The sequence below is a fragment of the Cytobacillus sp. S13-E01 genome (assembly GCF_029193815.1).
Classification (GTDB): domain Bacteria; phylum Bacillota; class Bacilli; order Bacillales; family Bacillaceae_L; genus Bacillus_BV.
In genome coordinates this window covers 46,337-67,792 of record NZ_JARFVC010000013.1, presented here as the reverse complement: position 1 = coordinate 67,792, position 21,456 = coordinate 46,337, and the positions used below count along the sequence as shown (strand labels likewise).

Annotated in this window: 21 protein-coding genes and 1 pseudogene; 3 read left to right on the top strand and 19 right to left on the bottom strand. The window is 34.8% G+C overall.

Translation table 11 applies throughout. The features are described 5' to 3' along the window. Window positions 1-23 precede the first annotated feature (23 nt). Entirely contained in the window at window positions 24-245 is a 222-nt protein-coding gene (locus PY093_RS10515; protein ID WP_275645848.1) for a hypothetical protein, read from the bottom strand. 452 nt (window positions 246-697) lie between these two features. On the opposite strand from PY093_RS10515, the gene PY093_RS10510 reads away from it, so the two are divergent. After that, window positions 698-1,627 (top strand): ABC transporter ATP-binding protein, encoded by a 930-nt coding sequence (locus PY093_RS10510; RefSeq protein WP_275645847.1) that lies wholly within the window; start codon window positions 698-700, stop codon window positions 1,625-1,627. Window position 1,628: 1 nt separating this feature from the next. Continuing rightward, complete coding sequence (locus PY093_RS10505) at window positions 1,629-2,750, top strand: ABC transporter permease (RefSeq protein WP_275645846.1); 1,122 nt, start codon at window positions 1,629-1,631, stop codon at window positions 2,748-2,750. 269 nt (window positions 2,751-3,019) lie between these two features. On the opposite strand, the gene PY093_RS10500 is transcribed toward PY093_RS10505, so the two are convergent. Then, window positions 3,020-3,328 (bottom strand): hypothetical protein, encoded by a 309-nt coding sequence (locus tag PY093_RS10500; RefSeq protein WP_275645845.1) that lies wholly within the window; start codon window positions 3,326-3,328, stop codon window positions 3,020-3,022. A 207-nt stretch (window positions 3,329-3,535) separates the two neighbouring features. Here PY093_RS10500 and PY093_RS10495 point away from each other — a divergent pair, with 207 nt between their 5' ends. Next, a complete protein-coding gene (locus PY093_RS10495) occupies window positions 3,536-4,165 on the top strand; it encodes a LysE family translocator (RefSeq protein WP_275645844.1) in 630 nt (209 codons plus the stop codon). Between the two features lie 419 nt (window positions 4,166-4,584). On the opposite strand, the gene PY093_RS10490 is transcribed toward PY093_RS10495, so the two are convergent. The 17 genes and pseudogenes from PY093_RS10490 to PY093_RS10415 form a co-directional block, all read right to left on the bottom strand. After that, window positions 4,585-4,962, bottom strand: coding sequence for a hypothetical protein (locus PY093_RS10490; RefSeq protein ID WP_275645843.1), 378 nt, complete (start codon window positions 4,960-4,962; stop codon window positions 4,585-4,587). Between the two features lie 191 nt (window positions 4,963-5,153). Continuing rightward, window positions 5,154-5,648: a helicase C-terminal domain-containing protein gene (locus PY093_RS10485; RefSeq protein ID WP_275645842.1), complete on the bottom strand. Its 495-nt coding sequence runs from the start codon at window positions 5,646-5,648 to the stop codon at window positions 5,154-5,156. Window positions 5,649-5,897: 249 nt separating this feature from the next. After that, window positions 5,898-7,262: a DEAD/DEAH box helicase gene (locus PY093_RS10480; RefSeq protein WP_275645841.1), complete on the bottom strand. Its 1,365-nt coding sequence runs from the start codon at window positions 7,260-7,262 to the stop codon at window positions 5,898-5,900. A gap of 171 nt (window positions 7,263-7,433) precedes the next feature. Further along, complete coding sequence (locus PY093_RS10475; protein WP_275645840.1) at window positions 7,434-7,670, bottom strand: hypothetical protein; 237 nt, start codon at window positions 7,668-7,670, stop codon at window positions 7,434-7,436. A 647-nt stretch (window positions 7,671-8,317) separates the two neighbouring features. Then, entirely contained in the window at window positions 8,318-8,551 is a 234-nt protein-coding gene (locus PY093_RS10470) for a hypothetical protein (protein WP_275645839.1), read from the bottom strand. 276 nt (window positions 8,552-8,827) lie between these two features. Then, entirely contained in the window at window positions 8,828-8,998 is a 171-nt protein-coding gene (locus tag PY093_RS21420) for a DUF6946 family protein (RefSeq protein ID WP_481769291.1), read from the bottom strand. A 1,091-nt stretch (window positions 8,999-10,089) separates the two neighbouring features. After that, complete coding sequence (locus PY093_RS10465; protein WP_275645838.1) at window positions 10,090-10,683, bottom strand: hypothetical protein; 594 nt, start codon at window positions 10,681-10,683, stop codon at window positions 10,090-10,092. A 247-nt stretch (window positions 10,684-10,930) separates the two neighbouring features. Next, complete coding sequence (locus PY093_RS10460) at window positions 10,931-12,823, bottom strand: ABC transporter permease (RefSeq protein WP_275645837.1); 1,893 nt, start codon at window positions 12,821-12,823, stop codon at window positions 10,931-10,933. Further along, window positions 12,798-13,559 carry an ABC transporter ATP-binding protein gene (locus PY093_RS10455; RefSeq protein WP_275645836.1) on the bottom strand — a complete coding sequence of 254 codons (762 nt, stop codon included), beginning with the start codon at window positions 13,557-13,559 and terminating at the stop codon, window positions 12,798-12,800. Before PY093_RS10455 ends, PY093_RS10460 begins: the two co-directional genes overlap by 26 nt. Before the next feature lie 86 nt (window positions 13,560-13,645). After that, window positions 13,646-14,647 (bottom strand): sensor histidine kinase, encoded by a 1,002-nt coding sequence (locus tag PY093_RS10450; protein WP_275645835.1) that lies wholly within the window; start codon window positions 14,645-14,647, stop codon window positions 13,646-13,648. After that, window positions 14,644-15,348 carry a response regulator transcription factor gene (locus PY093_RS10445; RefSeq protein WP_275645834.1) on the bottom strand — a complete coding sequence of 235 codons (705 nt, stop codon included), beginning with the start codon at window positions 15,346-15,348 and terminating at the stop codon, window positions 14,644-14,646. Before PY093_RS10445 ends, PY093_RS10450 begins: the two co-directional genes overlap by 4 nt. A 278-nt stretch (window positions 15,349-15,626) precedes the next feature. Then, the gene (locus PY093_RS10440) at window positions 15,627-15,896 is read right to left on the bottom strand and encodes a type II toxin-antitoxin system RelE family toxin (protein ID WP_275645833.1); all 270 of its coding nucleotides are present in this window, start codon (window positions 15,894-15,896) and stop codon (window positions 15,627-15,629) included. Beyond that, entirely contained in the window at window positions 15,889-16,110 is a 222-nt protein-coding gene (locus tag PY093_RS10435; protein WP_275645832.1) for a hypothetical protein, read from the bottom strand. Before PY093_RS10435 ends, PY093_RS10440 begins: the two co-directional genes overlap by 8 nt. A 458-nt stretch (window positions 16,111-16,568) precedes the next feature. Further along, window positions 16,569-17,277, bottom strand: a pseudogene (locus PY093_RS10430) (DNA alkylation repair protein). A 125-nt stretch (window positions 17,278-17,402) separates the two neighbouring features. After that, window positions 17,403-18,770, bottom strand: coding sequence for an FAD-binding oxidoreductase (locus PY093_RS10425; protein WP_275645830.1), 1,368 nt, complete (start codon window positions 18,768-18,770; stop codon window positions 17,403-17,405). Window positions 18,771-19,246: 476 nt separating this feature from the next. Further along, window positions 19,247-20,164 (bottom strand): pseudouridine-5'-phosphate glycosidase, encoded by a 918-nt coding sequence (locus PY093_RS10420; protein ID WP_275645829.1) that lies wholly within the window; start codon window positions 20,162-20,164, stop codon window positions 19,247-19,249. After that, the gene (locus tag PY093_RS10415; RefSeq protein WP_275645862.1) at window positions 20,165-21,259 is read right to left on the bottom strand and encodes a carbohydrate kinase; all 1,095 of its coding nucleotides are present in this window, start codon (window positions 21,257-21,259) and stop codon (window positions 20,165-20,167) included. Between the last annotated feature and the right edge of the window lie 197 nt (window positions 21,260-21,456).

The window sequence follows — 21,456 nt, the reverse complement described above, 5'->3', positions numbered from 1 at the left end:
AACCCGATATCGTTATTTACATTCTAACACATTCTAAATTGCAGTACTTTCCCAAACTTACTTTCGTATAATTCTCGAATCCATTCCCTTACTGGTGCTTTCCATTGTTGATTAGGAGCAGGAATGTTTTTTAGTAAGCTCTTTGGTGTCATCCCCATTTCTTTTGCCATCTGAATATCAGCTTGATTCAAACGGCAACGTTTTTTCGCTTCTGCCCAATCGGAATTCTTAGTCTTTTTTGTCATTTGTTTCATTCCTTTTAATGTTATTACCTTTAAGATCCTATTTATAATAAACTATATAATACTTATTATTTAGTCAATAATAAATCGTACCAGACCCCAACACTGAAACTCGTTGTCCTATAAATATTAATGAATCTTTTTAGAATCTGTGACGTAGTAGTTACTATCTATTTACTTTTCAAAAGTGAGGTGTCTCAAATGTAGGAACTTAGTTTGGTTTAATCCTTGGTGTTAGTTACTTCTTGGTGGGTCATACACATCTTGTACATATTCTCCTTTGTTTCTTAAACTGTTTTTAAGAATCAATCATCCTTGTAAACATACTTCAATTTCAAAGAAATCATATTAATTGTTACACATGATTCCACTTCAACTATTTCAACTAAGATAATTTAGCATTTAACGTGAAATAACTTTTGGCAATTTCATGCCTTTAAAAGTGAGGGAAAAAAATGACTGTTTTAGAAGTTAAAAATCTACAAAAGTCTTTCGGGACGATTCGTGCGGTACAGGACATTAGCTTTTCAGTGAAAGCTGGTGAGGTATTTACGATCATTGGACCAAACGGAGCCGGAAAGACGACTACACTTGAAATGATTGAAGGTTTGGTACCGCCGGATCAAGGTGATGTTAGCTTTGGCGAACTGAAATGGGATCAACATGCAGTCGCCATTAAAAAGATGATTGGTGTACAACCGCAATCAAGCGCAATGTTTGACCTTTTGTCCCCTGAAGAAAATTTAAATCTTTTTGCAACGTTTTATGATAAGGCACGACCAACTGAAGAAATTCTAGAATTAATCAACCTTACGGAGCATCGAAAGAATCAAGTAAAAAAACTTTCTGGTGGTCAGCGTCAACGGCTTGCTATTGGCCTTGCTATGATTAGTGATCCAGATATCATTTTTCTCGATGAACCAACAACTGGCCTTGATCCTCAAGCGCGTCGTAATATATGGGACATTATTTTAGAACTTAAGAAATTAGGAAAAACGACTATTTTAACCACTCATTATATGGAAGAGGCTGAGAAATTAAGTGATCGTGTTTGTATCGTCGATCAAGGACTAATCGTAACAATTGATACACCGTCAGCATTGATTGAACAGTTAACGAATGAAAGAGAAGTAAGGCTATCCTTCCTTGATGGAGAAGAAGCGGCTCTCAAGGCAGACCAATTTTCAAAAACTCTCCCTTCTGTTTCCCGGACAGAACTAGAAGGAACCTCACTGAAACTATGGACCATTCAGCCCGTGGATACACTCTATGACTTATTTAAATTTACAAAGGAGAGTGAATTCCAGGTAGAACAAGTTTCCATCCGTGAAATGAGTCTTGAAGATGTCTTTATCGCCTTTACAGGAAAGGAATGGAGAGATTAGTATGAGCAATTTCAAACAGTTTAAACAAATGTTTCTAGCACAATTAAAATTGACCCTACGTGAAAAACAAGCTTGGTTTTGGGGCATCTTCTTCCCTGTTATTTTAATGGTCATCTTTATGGTCATTTTCTCTGGAAATTCCGATGATGATTTTCAGTCAAAAGTGGCAATTGTTGATGAAAATCCTAATGCAACGTCTGAAATGATGTTAACACAGCTACAACAAATACCTGTAATTGATATAAAATCAGATCAACCCGTGAGTTTAGATGATGCGAAGGAATGGGTTAATGATCAAGAAGTGGACGCCGTAATCGTTTTGCCAAATTCAGAGGATGCTACATCAATTGGTATGATTGTTAATAAAGAAAACGAACAAGGTATGACTACACAAGTCGTTTCCGGGATCTTGGATAATTTTATTCAACAGGCAAATTTATTGGCGGTTGGAGCTACTCCTTTCTATGAATTACAAATCGAATCGATATCATCTGGAAATACCGAGTTAGATTATACCGATTTTCTTTTAACGGGCATGATTGCTTTAGCTATTGCACAAGGTGGGTTATTTGGGATGGTTGACCTCGTAGAAATGCGTAGAAAAGGTTTAATTAAACGGTTACGAATGACGCCAGCTAAAATGGGGATTTTCGGTCTTAGTGATATGGCGATGCGCTTGTTATTTAGCGTTGTCCAGATTATTCTATTGTCACTAATTGGTGTGTTTATCTTTGGAGCAAATCTATACATCAATTTTCCTAGTTTGATCCTTGTCTTTTTAATCGGTGCCCTCTCATTCAATGCGTTAGGCTATTTTATTTCTTCATTTAGTAATACAACTGAAGCGTATATGGGAGTCGCCAACATTGTAAGTTTTCTGATGATGTTTTTGAGCGGAGTATTTTTTCCAATTGAAACGATGCCTGAATGGCTACAACCAGTATCAAACATTCTCCCTCTCACCTATTTTGCCGAGGGCTTAAGAGATAGTATGGTTTATGAATCTAGTATTTTTTCACATTCATTTTGGTTCGGATTTGGTAACATGATTATTTGGGGAGCGATTGCATTTTTAATTGGATCCTTGATGTATAAGAGGAAATCAATCGTTTCAACGAGATAATTTTTTCCGAGAACTTAGGGACAGAATCATTGGCCCTAATAGTTCTTTTTTCTTCGATGATTGGTGATTAGTCCTAAGATTGTTAGCTTAGTGGAATGGTTCTAAAAAATAATTTTATTTAAAAAAGATACAATCGGTTTAATTACAACCAGTTTTGTATCTTTTTCTAAATAATTACAGTACTTGAAGAATAAACATTTGTGGACTTTTCCTATGAGAAAATTATGGATCTTAACTTGGGGTTATCTCTAGAGGTTTTTTCTTAAAAATTATTTGGTTTTTAATGATGCAATTTCCCGCTCATTTCTTACAGATTTTTCCAATATGAAGTCCTGATCTCTTTCGAGTGACTTAAACCTGCCTATGATTTCTTTATGCCGAATATCACTTTTGGTTTCAATTTCAACTACTTTATCTTTCAATTCTACGATGTCTTGTTTCATCTCTTGTTGATTAGTTTGTACCGTTCCTACCATTTTAATTAACTGCGATAGCATTTCTTCAGTTTTTTCATTATTCATCGTTTTATCACCTCCTCTTTCATAGTATATAACAATCATTTCGACTTTAATAGACAATATATTCGCTCGTTGCCAATTACTGTCTTAGTATAATTTATCGCCAAGAGCTAAATACAGTAGTGTAAGTATAAAGTATTTCAGACGCGAGAGTAATATTACCACTTCAAAATTTAATTTAACTGAATAAAATTAATGTTCAATTAATAACGCAATTATTATACAATACATTATAATAAGTACTTCTCTAGATTAGGTGGTAAAAATATGGAAAACTTTTATCTTTTTGTCCTTATGAGTATTCTTCTGATCATCTTACCGGGTCCCGATACTGCCATTGCTACAAAAAATACTCTTACTGTTGGGAGAAGTGGAGGCATCAAAACAGCTTTTGGTACTTGTTGCGCCCTCCTTATCCATACTTCTGCTGCTGTATTTGGACTTTCAGCAATCATTGTGAAATCAGCTTTTTTATTTTCTGTCTTCAAATATGTTGGTGCTGTTTACTTAGTTTATCTGGGTGTTAAAACATTATGGTCCTTAAGGAAAAAGGAAGAAGCTGCAAGTGTTGAGATGAACACAACAAGTCAGATAGAAAATACATCATGTTTTAAAAAAGGGTTTCTAACGAATATCTTAAACCCAAAAGTTGCTGTCTTTTTCTTAACCTTTTTGCCTCAATTCGTAGATGTGGGAAGCAATACCTTTCTACCGTTTTTCCTCATGGGTATCACATATACTTTTTTGACTGCTATTTGGTTCTTGCTTTATGTATATCTGATTAATCAGATTAGTGCTTTTATGAAAAAACCTCAAGCACAAAATATGATTGAAGGAATCACAGGTACAATACTAATAGGCTTTGGTATAAAACTAGCCCTAGAAAAGGTCCATTAGAAAACGTAGGGACGCGTTCTTGAATTGTGTTCCCTTCGTTTTTCAAAAAGAAAGAAGTTAGTTATTCAGACAGCTATAAGCAGATAGATAAAGCAAATCTCATGTTAGCTTAACGCTAGAAACTTCTTTGCCATCAATTTTTGATCTGTGTAAATTTATTCTCAACTTACCTTTTAGTTTTCTTCAAAAAACACTCACAAACGTTGATGTTTCAACATTTGTGAGTGTTTCTGTTTTTTTTACACATACGGTCTTTCTAATTTCTATAAATTTTTCAGATGACAGCCATTGTAAAAAATGCTGATAAGGATTCTACTAGTTTTTATTTATAGTACTTGATAATAAAAATTTGTGGACTGTTCCAATGAGGAAATTAGTGAATGTAGCTACGTGGTTATCTCTAGAGGTTTTCAAAAAACTTATTTGGTTTTTAGTGATGCAATTTCCCGCTCATTTCTTACTGCTTTTTCCCATATGAAGTCCTGATCTCTTTCGAGTGACTTAAACCTGCCTATGATTTCTTTATGGCGAATATCACTTTTTGTTTCAATTTCAACTACTTTATCTTTCAATTCTACGATGTCTTGTTTCATGTCTTGGAATTCATATTTCATGTCTTGGAATTCATATTTCATGTCTTGAAATTCTTGTTTCAACCCTAGTTGCTCTTGGCTAATGCCTTTGATTTCTCGCTGTATCCCTACGAATTCCTGCTTCATCTCTTGTTGTTCGGAATGCATTGTTCCTACCATTTTAATTAATTGCGAAAGCATTTCTTCAATTTTTTCATTATTCATCCTTATATCACCTCCTCTTTCATAGTATATAGCAATCTTTTCGACTTTAATAGCCGATTATTATATTCGCTCGTTACCAATTTCTTTCTATAAAAAACGAGTAGGGCATTTGATCCTACTCGTAAAAAAGATAATACCATTTTATAGTTAATTATCTTCGACTGTATCAGGAAATAACTTAATATCATCAATTACTGATTTAATATATTTTGAAAATAGTCTTTCATAATATTTCGTTCTAGGCAAAGCTGGGGTAAGCCTACTCCAACAACGATAGCACCATTTAATCTGTTTCCTTTTAGGTCCACACCTTCAGAGAAAATACCACCTAATACAGCGAAGCCAAAGAGTGTACTTTTACTTTCTTCATTAAACTCATCTATAAATTTCTCGCGTTCATCCTCTGCCATAGTGCTATGTTGAATGATGGTGCGAATTTCAGGAAAGTTTGTTGTAAAGTCTTCATAGACATTTTTCAAATAATGATACGATGGAAAGAAAATAAGGTAGTTTCCTTGTCGTTCTTTCACAAGATTTGCAAGCATGTTAATAATCCGCTTTTTTGTATTATCCCTGTCATGATAGCGAGTGGATAAAGGTTGAATCAATACGTCTGTTTGTTCTTTTGCAAATGGTGAAGGGATTGAAATGGTATAATCCTCTGACGTACCACCAAGCATGTCCATAAAGTATTGAACTGGTAATAGTGTGTGGAAAAATAGACAGTTGTTCGAAACTTTTTACTAATCTGCTGTAAAAGTTGTGAAGGATCCAAACAAAATAATTTAATTTGGACCTCATTCTTTTCAACTTCCACATAAAATACGAACCGTTCATCGAAAAGCTTTGATATTTTAACAAATCCTGTTGCTGCAAAATAGGTATCCAATAGCACTTGCTTATCTTGTGAGCTTGTTGGTTGCAATAACTCTACCTCAGCGATATGCGTGAATTTCAAGCATTTCAATCAGATCCTCTTGTGTATCCTTTAACACTAGAGACCCTGTCTCGGCACACTTTTTCTTTACTTCAATAAAATATTTATTTAGTTTATTGGCAGCATCGAACAAATTCGTCCCTTTATAGTCACGTTTTAATGTAAGAAAGCTAGATTTTTGTAATTCGGCTGAAAACATCTCTCGAGCACGATCAACTAGATTATGAGCTTCATCAATGAGTAAAGCCGTTTCTCTCTTATGTTCATCGTAAAATCGCTTTAGTGATACTTTAGGGTCAAAAATATAATTGTAGTCACATATAATCGCATCTGCTACAAAGGCTAAATCTAAAGAAAATTCAAATGGACAAAGCGTATGCTTTCTCGCATATTCCTCGATTGTAGCTCTGTTAATAAACGTTTCATGAGAGAATATATCTAAAAAAGCTTCATTTATCCGGTCATAATACCCATTTGCAAACTCGCAATGTTCCTTTTCACAAATGGTTTCTTCTTTAAAACATACTTTATCCTTTGCAGTAATGGTTACTGCACTCATACAAAGACCCTTCGTTTTCATATGTGAAAATGCTTCTTCAGCGGTTTGTCTTGTAATTGTTTTTGCTGTTAAATAGAATAATCGGTCGAGTTTTCCTTCGCCAATCGTTTTAACTGTAGGAAAAATCGTAGAAATGGTTTTGCCAATACCAGTAGGTGCATTAGCGAAAATATTTTTTTCCTCTGCAATCGTTTTATAAATAGCTCCAGCCAGAATCCGTTGGCCCTCCCGATAAGTTGAAAAAGGAAATGGCAATTCATTTATACTTTGATTTCTTCGTATCCGGTGCGTGTTCATGAGAGAGGCATAAGGTGAGTATTGCTTAACCAGATCAGTTACAAGCTGTTCAAGTTCTTTAAATTTATAGCGTTTTACAAATTTCTTTTGCTCTTCTGTAACCACATGGATGTAGGTTAATTGCACACTCATTTCTTTTTGGTCATTATCTTTAGCGTATATAAAAGCATAAACCAAAGCCTGTGCCCAGTGAACTGGAAAGGTATCCTCATCTATTAGACTTAAATCCTTTGTGGTAGATTTAATTTCGTCAATAAGTATTTCATCATTACGAAAAATTACTCCGTCGCATCGACCTTCAATTATGAAAAGCAACTTTTCATATTCAATTTCCGTTTTAAGAAACACTTCCTTTTGATCTGTTTCATTATACGTACTTTGAATAGCTTTATGTGCTTTTGTTCCTTCCGTAAGAGTTGTGGTTGTACGAAATTTATTATCGATACTTCCACTACGATATACATATTCGACCAATGTGCGTACAGAGAACTTAATTTCGGGTAGCATTTCATCACCTGTTATTTTAGGATAAGTAGTTGTATAGTCAAAGTATAACAGAAATAGCCCAAAATTTAGGGTTTGTTAGGTTGGAAAAAAGTTGGAACATGTGACGGTACTCATGTTCCAACTTTTTTTATTTTAATATCATTAAAATGTAACATGAGTCCCCATGTTTCTTCAGTAGTCATAGTACCAGATCCTATCACTAATTTTTCTAACAGTCCCCTTTTCAATTGCCTTTTTCCATCTACTAATTGAGATTTGATCAAGTGCCTCTCGTTCACCATGACTTCTTTTTCTACTTCGTTTTTTACGCTCAGAACTTCTATTATTTATATTTATTATTTTTTCGTTTACACTCTTTCGCTTGCTGTCAATTGAATTGCTTAATTCGTCTAACTTCATCTTTTTCACGTTCACCTCTCCCAACCTATCAACAGTTTTGACAAGTATGGTAGATTTTATGAAATGTTCGTTACGATAAGAACAAAAAAACGAGCATCATTTGAATTCTACTCGTTTAACCATTCTTTTATAAAGTTAAAAGTCTTAGTTCGTTTAGATTGTTCTATAAGGTAATTCATATCAATATTATCATCCTGATGAATTAAAAACATTCGCATAGCCCACTCGTAATCCTCATCATCCTTCGGGTAACGCTTATGAGCAATCCCTTCTAACCTATGAATAATAATATCCTCAATACCAATTACAAAAACCTTACGTTCATTCGGTAGTTTTAATTATATGACTTTTTCATAACTACCTTCTAAGAAGCTGTCAGGTACCTTCACTGCGATTTCTAAGTCTGTATGGTACCACTGCCTAGATACTTTTGTAAAACCTAATTGTGTTAGAACCTTATTGAACAACCATCACTTACAAAATCTATATCATGAGTTGTGTAATCATTCCGTGTATATATTTCAACTGATAAACCACCAACAATAATTGGTTTGATTCCCTATTCTTCAAAATATTCAGTGAGCAAGGATGAAAACTCTATCATTTTTTGAAATTTCGGTTTACTTTTAATCTTTTCGAGTTCTTTTGCTAAGTCATTAATTGTAATCATAGTAGAATACCCTCTCTCCTAATGACACTATCTTCCCTGACTCTACTGCCTTTTTCCATCTGGAGATTGAAATTTCATTTAGTGCTATAACTTCTCCTTTTGACCTAGTGCGAGATTTCTTTCTTCGGGTGTTAGTAGATGTTAGTTTAATTGTTTCATTTGCCTTTGCTCGATTACATAAAATAGATTTATCAATCAAATCTAATGTCAAGACTTTCAAATCTCTCACCTACCCTATTCTTACTTTAACCAACTATTTCTATCATACATCACATCAATACATGTTAAAAGATTTACTGAAGATCTTGGGTCGGTTCTTACGATACTTAAAAACATTCAAGGTTGATGAGAACGGAAATCAATTATTCCCAGTACTTTACGAAAACAGCAAACTGAGAAAGATAATTCATTTCTTCTCGAAGCTTACAGCTGCGACCACAGCCTCTTCTGATTCATTTACTACGATGGCTTCTGGCTTTTTATCAATCACAGCATTCTACATTTTTATTGTTTCAACCTCTTGGAAAATAGGAATATTGAAATCCTTAAAAACATTTTTAATACACAATGGAAAATCGTTTTTTGCTTCTTGCCAACAATAAGCAAGCGATTTTGCAGGGTAACCACTCTTCCACTGTTTTTTCGAATCTGCAAGTGATTGTTCCAATCCTCTGGACTTTTTGATGGTAGATATATTTTGCTCATGCTATCTTCCTTTCGACGCTTCTCATTTTAATTTATTACCTTTAATTAATATAGATAGCACTCGTGGCTATATCACCGTTAAACTATTAAACTAGCGAAAGGTATTTAACTAGATAGTGCAATATGGAAATTTACAGAAAATAAAGCACTATATATCATATTCAACCTAGAGCCGCCAAATTCCTCTGCACAATTTACTTTAAGTTTTCACTAATGTTCATATCAACTCTATTAAAGTTTCCAAAAATAAAACAACTATAATGTTTAAATAAAGGGTTCCGTTTTGAGGTGGAAATCCTACAAATGACAATAAAAATGCGTGCAATCTGACAACAGACAACAGATTTGACACCTCTTTGAAACCCATAAATAAAATAAAGAGCGAACCCTCAGGGACCACGAGTGAGGGAATCAGCATGTTTATAAATAAGGGGAGAAATTTCTCTTAATTACGAAATAGCACTTAAAATAGATTAAATAGACGGAAGAATTCCGACTATTTACACAAAAAACGTCAAAATGGATCCGTTTGTATTGTTTAAGCGGAAAACCTCCGCTTATATACTCCGAACCAAGCCTTACTACGCAGTTTAACCGGAAAACCTCCTCTTATTTAACTATTACTGGTTACTAAATTTAGGAGAACTTCTTATGTATTATGAAATGTCGTAAGAATTGACATCCCAATTGATACTTAATTTTGAGTGTCCAATAAGCTTTGTCCTTTGAATTTATTTTGTCATTAGTAGTTTAATTTTACTATAAGAGGTATTTTAAATCCCTTTATAAAAGGAAAATGGCATACGTCGATTCGTATGCCATTTCCGATGTCAATTTACCGTTATGCACCTCAAAACGGAACCCTTTAATGTTTAAACTAACCGGTTTAATTTTGAAGTCAAATAAGCCATTAGCATTACCACCAAAGTGAAAAACATCATAATCAGCATAGAAAAAGCTCCGAGTTTGGAAAGTGACTCAGAGCGTTGTTATTTAATGTCTATTTAGCTAATGAATCCGTTTGATAAAAAAGATTAAATCAGAACTTATTTTTTAAAATTCTTTATTAAAGGACAATTCTCTTGTCCAATAATCAACAATTACATTTGCATGATCGAGACCAATTGTTTCTTTTAAATACGTAATAAATGTATCAAAATCAGTTTGTGTTATGTCCTTATGGTTTTGATTAAATTTTACAACAATCATTGGTTTACCTATCCCTATATCGTAACTAACAGATATATATCTTGTTTCACCAAAATATTCATCTATGTATTTCTCAATTTTGGGATTTATTTCGCGATTCAAAAGTTCCTCTTGTTTTTCTATGATGATTGAATCTTCCATTCGATTCATTTTTTTATCATAAAATACTGTAAAGGTTTTCTTTGTATCAATGTTTTTAACTGTTACAGCATGTTCAAAATAACCATAATGTTTTAAGTCAGTAGAAGACGAAATGTTTTGTATATCATAATTCATAGCTTGATAGTTTTCAGCTAAATAATGTTGTGTTTGTCTTATAGCTTCGTCTTGCGCTTTATTGTTAAGGATTGCGTTTGTTTTAAATGCTATAACTACTAACAAAAAAACTACAATAACCCCACCGAGTATGTATTTAATTCTATTTAACCGTTTTTTCATGAGAACTTTCCTTTCCTGTTTTTGTTTTAACATGAATATCCATTTTACACGAAGTGCTTTTGCTAGTTATTCGTTTATAGTCTTCTTTATTTCAAAAAAAATTAGCAGTCCTAATAATTATATGCCAATTGGACTGCTACAAGGTTTTTTCATAGACCAGAAAGTATAAAAATTCGTACTGCTCCGCCCTTAATAAAACTAAAGAGAAAATCTTCTTTCAGAAAAATTTAATCGATGAATGCCCGGCTTAAAATATTTTTCTTTTTACCTGTTTCACATAGAAAAAACGGACAATCAAGAAATAAATAAGTTGAATGAAAGCAAAACTTCCTAAGACGAGGGAAGATTCTACTGTTAAGTTATAGTCAAACATATGAGATAAAGCGGTAAGCGCAACCGAACCATGAATTAATGCAACTACAATTGGTGAGAAAAATAGAATCGCTATTTGGCGGTTAACTACTTTCTTCAACTCAGATTGTGTTAATCCAATTTTTGCAATAGAACGGAACTTGCGCTTTTCTTCGTCCAAATCAGCAAATAATCGGAAATAAAGAAAGCTTCCTGCGGAAACGAAGAACACAATTCCAATAAACAAGCCGATAAATAAGATTATTCCAAACGCCTTATTTATTTCATAAAGTGTATAATCAACAGAGTACGCTTTATGCTCCAATTGTTCATTTAACTTTCTTCCGACTTCAATTACCTGTTCCGTTTGTCCTTCTTTAGCTTTCCATACGGCACTCATATCAGTGCTTACCGGTAATCCAAGCTGCTCATAAATCTTGTCATTCACAACATAATAACCATAATAAACTGATAGCACATTAGACACAATTGCCCTACTAGGTTGAATTTCTTGTCCACTATCTAGTTTGATAGTAGAATCAATCAAAATCTCACTTCCTTTTGACTCCTGAGTTAGTATTGCATCACTTTGTTCGACTACAATTGCCTCATTTTCGTTTGGATGTAGTTCCTTTTCATCTAGTAATGCCGCAAAGCGGTTGTAGTCAGTAGCTCTCACAATCAACACACTACTAAAGTTCTCATGTGTCTCAAAATAAGTTAACTCCAATGCTTCCATCTTTGCATCTATTTTCTCTTCCTGTAAGACTGAGTTAATTGTACGAATGTCTTTTTCAATCAGTTCTTTACTATCATCCTTCCACGGACTATACGTAAAGGTATACGTATTAACCTCCTTTCCCTTTGTTAAATAGGATTGGAATCCATATAATGATCCAATTGCACTAAAAGCAACCGTTGATATGATTGCCACCATGAAAAATGTCCGGGCGTTATCCTTCATTCGAAATGATAGGTCAGAAAACAGTAGCATATTTGTTTTCCGCCAAAAGATAGTTTTATTACGTTTCAACCTGTGAATGACGTACACACTCAATTGGGTAAATAAGAGATAGGTTCCTAGTGTGATAACTATAATAACCGGAATCATCGCATAAACAACAAGAACACCCTTAACATAGATAGCCGTGCCATATCCTACGATAAGTAGTAGCGCTGCAAGAATAGATAGTACAATAGAAGCTTTTGGCTCTCCTTTGGACTGTTTATCCCCTTTAATTAAATCAATCAGTTTATGCGTACGAAGAATAAATGAAACAAAAACCGATATACAGAAAAATAGAAAGATAAAGCTAATAAACGTTACAGCAATAGCAAGTGTAGGAAAATAAAAATTAAGTGATTCACTAATAATTAAAACATTCTCAGCAACTAAGAGAATGGCTTTTGCAAATACCAAACCAATCAGAATTCCACCGACTGTAGCAAAAAAGCCAATTAAGATATTTTCCAAAAAAACCATTAGGCGAATTTGCTTATTGGTGGCACCAAGCATGATAAGTAAGCCAAACTCTTTCTTTCTCGACTGTAAAAAAGAACTCATCGAGTATAGGACAAAAAAGAAAGAAAACACATAAATAATACCGCCAGCAACTGCCATCCCAAATAGTGCGTTCTGATTAACAGAACCATCTGAAAATGCTGGATGGAATGCAAAAATGGCAAAAGTGAAGAATACCATCACTGTGAACATGCTACTAAGAAAGTAGGCAATATACAGTCGTTTGTTGCGCAAAACATTATTAAAAGCGAACTGACGAAAAGTCATTGCCATCGCCTCCCATCAACGAAAGCATGTCAATTATTTTCTGAAAAAATGCTTGCCTACTCTCTCCACGGTGAATTTCGGAATGAAGTTTACCATCTCGGATAAAGACAACTCTGTCTGAATAGCTTGCTGCTTGTGGATCGTGTGTTACCATTAACAAGCTCGTTTTTTCTTTCTCATTGATGGATTTAAGCATTGTCATGACATCCTTTGAGGCCTTCGAATCTAGATTCCCGGTCGGTTCGTCAGCTAACAGTAACTTAGGTTCATGAATCATTGCTCTTGCAATGGCTACCCGCTGTGCCTGACCACCAGAGATTTCGTACGTGCGTTTAGTCATGATTGAAGAAATACCAAGACTTTCAGCAATTTTATGCGCTTTTTCCTTCATGTCTTTAACACTCGCACCATCTAATGTGAGCGGTAATACGATATTTTCTTCGACGGTCAATGTATGCAGAAGATTGAAATCCTGAAAGATAAATCCTAGTTCATTTCTACGGAATTTAGCTAAGTCATTTTTCTTCAGCGTATGTGGAGTTTTCCCCTCGATTTCAACTTCTCCTGTAGTCGGTGCATCGTTCGTGGAAATAATATTTAGTGTTGTTTTTCCACTTCCGGATGGACCCATAATGGCAACAAAGTCGCCTTTTTCTATTTCTAAACTAATATCAGTAAGGGCACGGTAAGCCACTTTCCCTTCGTAAACCTTACTTACCTTTGTAAGTTTAAGCATATACTCATTCTCCTCTGCTAATATCTCTTAGAACAAGTATAGTCGGTGCAAATCGCTTTAAACTATCGATTATGCTTTCACGAGTCTTACATGGATGTAAGGTTTTGGGTTTTGGAAAAAATGATTCGGACGGTTGTTCCCTCCCCAATCACGGATTCCAACTCAATGCCGTGCTCTAGCCTTTCAGCGACTTCTTTTACCAAATAAAGGCCCATACCTGTTGATTCTCTAAATTTCCTGCCATTTTCACCGGTATAAAATTTATTAAAAACGCGTTTCTGGTCCACAACGGGGATGCCAATTCCAAAGTCCTTAACCTCGAGTACTGATTCTCCTGACCTTTCATAAATAGATATGACAAGATGCTTTGTTTTTCCGGTAGAGTATTTAACTGCATTATGTACCAATTGTGTTAAAAGGAAGAATAGCCACTTCTCATCAGTCTCAACTGCTATGCCTGGTTTTTCTTCATTTAATTGTGGATACACTTCACTACGTATGTAAAAACGCTTGTTCTCCTGATTCACTTCATGTACTAATTTGGAAAGAGTGACTGGCTTAATCTGAAAATCCTCTTCAATGGTACGGAGTCTTGCCATATAGAGGACAGTATTCAGGCCATTTCGCATTCGTTCTGTTTCCTCACGAATGCTAGACGATTCAGGCTCATCGAGTGTTTGTGCAGTTAATTCAATTACAGATAGTGGTGTTTTCATTTGATGAACCCATCGGTCCATATATAACAAATGCTCATCCTGTCTGTCTTCTGCTTTTTGAAGTTCTTCACGATACAAACTATACTGTGTAGTAAGTAATTGATTGAGTGCTTCTGATAGTGGTGTCCCTTCGGTAGTTTCTAACGATCCATCCAGGGTTCCCATAGGATTCTGTAACCTTTGGTAAAGGTTTTTCCTACTAACGAATTGATAGATAAGAAATACCGAAATTACGACTAGAGATAGAAAAATACTGTATATAATTACACCGATACCCCGGTATCCATCTAGCCAAAATAGTATAGGAATGATTACACATTGGCTGAGTTGAATCACTATGAGTAATAAATGCTCACGAAGAAATAATTTCATACTTCCCCCTTTTTCCATGTAGTGCGTATACGATATCCTGCTCCTCTAACCGTTTCCACAGCATCTTCAATCCCTATCTCTTGAAACTTTTTCCGAACGCGCGTCATATTCACATTCAATGTATTTTCATCAACATAAACTTGATCATCCCAAAGCTTTTCCAACAAATCTTGCCGGCCAGCCACACGAGGATAACGCTCGAGTAAACTTTCGATAACATCTGTTTCTTTTTTTGTTAATTGTGTCACTTCATTTCCAAATCGAAGTTCCAATCGTTCCGGATATAAGGTCAATCCTTCTAGGATAAGCTTTCTTTCCTCAATTTTAGACGCATATTCCCCGTAGGCACGGTGTAGCTGACTTCGGATTTTTGCCATGACAATATCAGGATGAAATGGCTTCATAATAAAATCATCCCCTCCATTTTCTAATGCCATAACCTGATCCATCTCACCTGTTCGAGCCGAAATGAAGATCACTGGACAAATGGACTCTTTTCTTACTTGCCTACACCAATAATATCCGTCATAACTTGGGAGATTAATATCTAGTAATAGCAGATTGGGTTGAACATCACGAAATGTGGCCATTATATTTTCAAAATTTGTGGCAATATTGACTTCATATCCGTATTTTTCTATATAGGAGCATAAATAGTCTGCAATTTTTATATCATCTTCAACGATCATAATTTTTTCCATTTTTAGTTTCTCCTAGGTTAAAATTTAATTAATTTTAATTTAACATATGACCAAACCACTTATAGACATATAACACTTACCCAAAACTGTGATCAAGTGTTAATGTTCGAAGCTAGCCATAATATGATTTTGGAAAGATACGGGTTGAGGGAAAAAGTAGTTCATCTAGAGGAACTTATAGAAGTTCTAGCTAATTTAAGTTGAAAAAAGATTAGATTGAAGTTTGATTCTAAAGATAAAAATTCATTTGCTGTTAAAGCAAGTGAATAAAGTCGTACTTATAGGTGTTTATAAATATCCCCGCGACTATCAATATCTTGTATAAAAATTAAAAGTTTTTCATCAAATACTTGATAAATTATCCTGTATTTACCAACTCTAACCCTATATGTATCTTCATACCCAGATAGTTTCACGATTCCTGGATATGAAAATGGATTTTCAGTGAGAGCGTGTAATACATTAATTATCGGTTCCCTTGTAACTCTATCACTTTTAGTAAGGAATTTTTTTGAGCTCTTAGATAATTCTAGTAAGTATCTACTCATTATCCAAAAATTCCTTTCGTAATTCGTCTATTGTGTAAGCAACTGTCTCACCACTTTCATATTCCTTCCGAGCTTCTTTAATTGCCTCAACTTCATCCCTTGTAGGCTCAGCTTTAGGTATTGTTAAGGGCTTAATTAACCTAACAAGATCTGATAATTTTTCATCGGGTACCGTTTCAATTAATTTGTAAATATCTTCTCTTTTTATTGCCATTTTATTTTATCATCTCCTTTATTGTTTATTATAACTTATACAATAAGGAGATAACATAACTAGTCAGGTATGGTTTGACAAAAAATTCAGGGAGGAACCCAGGGGACGAAGGGACAGGTCCATTGTCCGAGCGACCGAGCAAGGTCGCATTATATAGCGGGCTGGATTCCCACCGAGAAAGAATTAGCCACTCACTCGTAGCGAGTCTTGGAGAGTAGCAGGTAACTGATACTTTTTTTAAAAGCGTAGACAGTTAACTAATGGGCCGTAAGCCAAGCGGTTGAAGGGATTGAGCTCCGAAATACCAGACGAGAGGGCTTTTTTCTTAAACGTGCACGAAACTGTAAGGAGTTCTTGATGAAAGGACCTCTTTGTTTTTTGACACATCCTACAACAAAATACCACCTACACACATTATCTATGTAGGTGGTATGTCATTTTTTTATATCTAATAAGAATTAGCAAATACAACGTTTTTCGTTTGGCGCCTACCCTATTCTTCTCTACGATTTTGTTAATATAGTCGGATGCAAGTGGTACCTTACAAGCCGTATTCCCAACATCAACATGTACTTTTCCAATTGATTCTGCTACTTGCTTTGCTTCCTCTGTTAATTCTGGTACATACGAACCAACTGAAATGACAAATCCATTCATAACGTACCTTACTCGGTTACGCTCATCATGGATGGAATCTTTCACATTGGCTAGCAAATCTCTTATTTCAGATAGATCTAGCCTATCATCAGGGGTAATTGATAGATAGTTTGAATAAGCACTCCAGCCAGCAACTGCAGTCATTTCTTCGTCAGAATTCATCCACTCTTTTGCCAATTCAAGCGCATACTCACTTTCAGCCGCAGCTTGAGCGACTGTGTATTCTGCAACCATATACCAATATGCTTTTTTTACCCAATCCTGCAATGTCTCTTTTGAAAGGAGCTTCGGATTCACAGATAGACCGGCTAAATACATAGCATCATGATTTCCGGAGTTAAATAATCTTTTTGCCAACTCATGATCCTTTTTTACATACTTCACAAGCTTTTTTAAATCCCCTATTTTAACGCCAAAATAAGGCTCCTTTACACCATGGTTCAAATAGATCTGTTTTGTTTGTTCTGAACCTAATTCCTCAAGCTGTTTCATAATTTCTTCAAATGTCAAACTACTCATCCTAACCAAATTCTGTTTTGGTTAAAATTTTACTATTACTTAGTCGTAAAAACAATAAGGTCGGTCGTAAGCTCCTTATTATTAGCGGTTATATTCGGTTTTTAATCTAAAAGATTCTATTTAATTGGTTTAATATTATGGTTGTGACGGAAACGATTTTCAGGATCATACTTTTTCTTTATCTGAGTTAATTTTTCATAGTTTTCTTGGAATGCGTTAGTTGTTGCATCTTCATTTGAGTCAATTCCATTTAGGTATGATGCTTTTTTATGAGAGAATTCTAGTAATCCACCATATACAGAATCAATGTATTGTTTACATACATCGTCATCCCCAGCCATTGCCATCATATCAACTAATAGCACAAACTTTGCATCTCTTATCGCAAATGGAGTCGTAGTTGCAGGCACTCGATTCATTTGTCCACCAAGCGCCCATAGTTGAACAAGATAACTTGGTGCAGGTGCATTGTCTAGTTTATAAAGAAGCTGATCAATAACTTCATCTGTTAACACATCAAAGTACAGAGAAGTCCCGTAGACGCGAACATGGTCTGGTACCATTGGATCTAGTGTCTTTTGATAGTCTGCAAATGGTACAACACCTGTTTGATCAACGAGCGGTTCTGCTAATTCTCGAAGTGGTTGAAGGATGGCTTCACCTTCTATTGCATCTCCTACGTATATTCCTGTAAACATAATAACCTTTTTAAAATGTAAGAATTCAGGTAAAAATGGAGCAGGTGGTAATACGGTTGCTGTTATATTAATCGAAACGGCTTCATCAGGGGCTTGTGCTAGAAATGCTTGTGCCTTTTGTAAGATTTCCTTTGCGTCCTTATGATCGTACATAACATTTAGGGCAAACACTTCAGGTCCTACTTTATGTAGAGCAAATTCAAATTTTGTTACGATACCAAAATTACCGCCTCCCCCACGAATCGCCCAAAAAAGATCTGGATGGTTTTGTTCATCCACATCAAGAGCCACTCCGTCTGCAGTAACGATTTTTGCACCAACGATATTATCGGATGTTAACCCATATTTGCCTCTTAAATAACCTAGCCCACCATTTAAAGCAAGACCGGCAACACCTGTTTTTGAAACTGTTCCAGTAGGTACGGCTAACCCATATTTTTGTGTCTCAAAATCGATATCTCCAAGTGTAGCTCCACCTTCGACTAGTGCTACATTTCTAGATTCATCCACGACTACTTTTCTCATTTGTGATAAATCAATCATCAACCCACCTTCACAAACGGCAAAGCCACCAACATGGTGCCCTCCACCTCGAACTGAGATAGACAATTCATTTTCCTTCGCAAAGCTTACAGCTGCAACTACATCCTCTTCTGATTCACATACTACGATGGCTGCTGGCTTTTTATCAATTACAGCATTCCAGACTTTTCGAGTATTTTCATATTGATCATCATTTGGAAGTAATAAGCGACTACCTACCTGCTTTTCTAGTAAACTAAACATTCTTTCCACACTCCTTATATTAGTAAAAATTTGCATAGTACTAATATACCATTATATTCCACATAATTGTTATACTATTTTGACTTTTTACTGTGGGACGAAGGGATATTTCTTGTACTCTTATTAAACTTAATTCTACTAAAAGTGTATTATTACCTCTATGGGTGAAATAAGTTGTTTCACGAAAATATTTGCGTATATATAGTACAAATGAAGAACTATTTGGGGGTGAAAATAAAAAATTACTTCCTCTAAATTACGAAAAATAGTCGGGTTCACTAAAATAGATTGAGAGATAATAGTAGGAAAAGAGGGAATTTTAATGCCATTAAGTACAAAATACTTCCCCTTCTTATAAAAGCAAAAAATGCCCAACAATTTTTTAGTGATTGTAAGGGCATTTTAGATTCTTTGGTATACTTATTACTTAACTTTATAGAAGTTGAGTTAATCCTATCTATGAATTCATTATAGTATTACTTTGTTTTGTTGTTGAAACTAACTGCGATTTGGGATCCTACTTTAGCATTGTGTTTTACTAATTCTATATTGGCATCAAGGCTTTTACCACCAGTTAATTCTTTGATTTTTCCCAGCAGGAATGGGGTACTATCCTTACCAATAATATGATTTTCTTCTGCTTCTTTGATGGCTTGATCGATAATTCCATTGATATAGTCTTCATCCATCGCATACTCTTCAGGAATTGGATTAGCGATTACTGCTCCACCCTTAAGGTTTAATTCCCATTTAGTTTTTAATGTTTCAGCAATAACATCGATCGAATCAGTAGAGAAGTTTAATTGATGTTCACTTTTTCTTGTATAGAATGCTGGCAAGCACTCAGTTTCAAATCCAATGACAGGAACTCCTTTAGTTTCAAGGTATTCAAGAGTAAGAGCTAAATCCAGGATTGACTTGGCTCCTGCACAAATTACAGCTACATCTGTTTGAGCTAATTCTTCAAGGTCTGCTGAAATATCCATAGTAGTTTCTGCACCTTTATGAACCCCGCCAATACCACCTGTTACAAAGATTTTGATGTCTGCTAAATCAGCACAAATCATCGTTGTTGCAACAGTTGTTGCACCAAGTTTTTTTGAAGCGATAATTTGAGCTAAGTCACGTCTTGATACTTTAGCTACATCCGAGCTTTTACCAAATAACTCTAATTCATCATCTGTTAAACCAATCTTAATTTTCCCCTCAATGATTGCAATTGTTGCTGGAACTGCACCATTATCACGAACAATTTGTTCAACTTCACGAGCCATTTTTACGTTTTGAGGATAAGGCATACCATGGGAAATAATCGTTGATTCTAATGCAACGATTGCTTTACCTTCCTCTTTTGCTTGTTGGACCTCTGCAGATAATTCAATATATTTTTTCATTTAAATTGCCTCCATATCTAGCTTAAATTGTTTTTGTGATAATTCTTGTCTAACTGTATACTTTGACATAATTGTTTTATGGGCATTGACCAAACCAGATTTTAGAATGTAATCAATATCCTTCTTTTGTAACCAGGAATAAATAACTCCTGAACAAAAAGAATCTCCTGCACCTGTAACATCAACAACCATTGGTGTTTCGATAGCTGGAAAATAATGAATCTCTCCATTTGCAACACCTGACATGACACCTTTTGATCCATTAGTTACGATAACATTTTTTACTCCTAACTCTAACCATTTCTTGACTGAATTTTCCCAATCCTTTTCATCATTGATTTTAATATTCATAAAAGTTTCTGTTTCATCTTTATTTACAATGAGCCAACTCGCTGCATCCAAAGTCTTGGGAAGCCGTTTCATTTTTGGTGAAGAAACAGGAATAATGACTAAAGGAATATTATATTTAGATGTGAAAGAACTAAGAAAATCAATCGTTTCACCAGGACAATTCAAATCTACTACGATGCATTTAGCTTTTCTAAGAATATTACTATTTTTTATCAACAACTCAGGTGTAATATTTTCAAAAACGTCCATGTCTGCTAACGCAACTGATAAATCGCCATTCTTATCTAATACTGCTGAATAGGATCCTGTCGACGAATGTTCAAATTGAGCGACATGCTCTAAATTCATAAAAGGTGACGATAAGTCATAAATTTCTTGCCATTCTGAATCTTGGCCACTTGATGAAATTAGGATAACTTCCTCACCTAATCTTCCTAGGTTTTCAGCAATATTTCTTGCTACTCCTCCAACCGTTCTAGAAGATTTTACTGGATTAGACGTTTCATAAGTAATTTCATCTTTTGCATAGAATTTCCTATCTATATTAGCTCCCCCTATGCAAATAATAGGGGCTGTTTCATTTACAACATAAGCCTTGCCAAAAATGTACTCTTTCTTAATTAGTTCAGAAATAGTAATAGCGATTGACGACCTAGATAATCCGAAAATTTCTGATAACTCCTGTTGAGAAATAAAAGGATTATCTCTAATCATACTTAAAATTAGTTCTTCAATTTCATTCATATCATTAGTCATTTTTACACCTCCTTTACCAATAACAAAAGTTTATTGATAAAACATATGTTTAGCATACGCTTTCATTTTTTTATTGTCAATAATGTTTTTTTTAAAAAACTTTAATTAAATAATGCTAACCTCAAACCAAACTTTGGACTTTTCTGCAATCTATTTTTTAAATATAATGCAATGACTATATCATC

Bases quoted from the DNA above. Each gene is read 5' to 3' on its own strand.
- PY093_RS10515 (WP_275645848.1), bottom strand. From the start codon at position 245: ATGACAAAAAAGACTAAGAATTCCGATTGGGCAGAAGCGAAAAAACGT.
- PY093_RS10510 (WP_275645847.1), top strand. From the start codon at position 698: ATGACTGTTTTAGAAGTTAAAAATCTACAAAAGTCTTTCGGGACGATT.
- PY093_RS10505 (WP_275645846.1), top strand. From the start codon at position 1,629: ATGAGCAATTTCAAACAGTTTAAACAAATGTTTCTAGCACAATTAAAA.
- PY093_RS10495 (WP_275645844.1), top strand. From the start codon at position 3,536: ATGGAAAACTTTTATCTTTTTGTCCTTATGAGTATTCTTCTGATCATC.
- PY093_RS10490 (WP_275645843.1), bottom strand. From the start codon at position 4,962: ATGAATAATGAAAAAATTGAAGAAATGCTTTCGCAATTAATTAAAATG.
- PY093_RS10485 (WP_275645842.1), bottom strand. From the start codon at position 5,648: ATGGACATGCTTGGTGGTACGTCAGAGGATTATACCATTTCAATCCCT.
- PY093_RS10480 (WP_275645841.1), bottom strand. From the start codon at position 7,262: ATGCTACCCGAAATTAAGTTCTCTGTACGCACATTGGTCGAATATGTA.
- PY093_RS10465 (WP_275645838.1), bottom strand. From the start codon at position 10,683: ATGAAAAAACGGTTAAATAGAATTAAATACATACTCGGTGGGGTTATT.
- PY093_RS10460 (WP_275645837.1), bottom strand. From the start codon at position 12,823: ATGACTTTTCGTCAGTTCGCTTTTAATAATGTTTTGCGCAACAAACGA.
- PY093_RS10455 (WP_275645836.1), bottom strand. From the start codon at position 13,559: ATGCTTAAACTTACAAAGGTAAGTAAGGTTTACGAAGGGAAAGTGGCT.
- PY093_RS10450 (WP_275645835.1), bottom strand. From the start codon at position 14,647: ATGAAATTATTTCTTCGTGAGCATTTATTACTCATAGTGATTCAACTC.
- PY093_RS10445 (WP_275645834.1), bottom strand. From the start codon at position 15,348: ATGGAAAAAATTATGATCGTTGAAGATGATATAAAAATTGCAGACTAT.
- PY093_RS10440 (WP_275645833.1), bottom strand. From the start codon at position 15,896: ATGAGTAGATACTTACTAGAATTATCTAAGAGCTCAAAAAAATTCCTT.
- PY093_RS10435 (WP_275645832.1), bottom strand. From the start codon at position 16,110: ATGGCAATAAAAAGAGAAGATATTTACAAATTAATTGAAACGGTACCC.
- PY093_RS10425 (WP_275645830.1), bottom strand. From the start codon at position 18,770: ATGTTTAGTTTACTAGAAAAGCAGGTAGGTAGTCGCTTATTACTTCCA.
- PY093_RS10420 (WP_275645829.1), bottom strand. From the start codon at position 20,164: ATGAAAAAATATATTGAATTATCTGCAGAGGTCCAACAAGCAAAAGAG.
- PY093_RS10415 (WP_275645862.1), bottom strand. From the start codon at position 21,259: ATGAATGAAATTGAAGAACTAATTTTAAGTATGATTAGAGATAATCCT.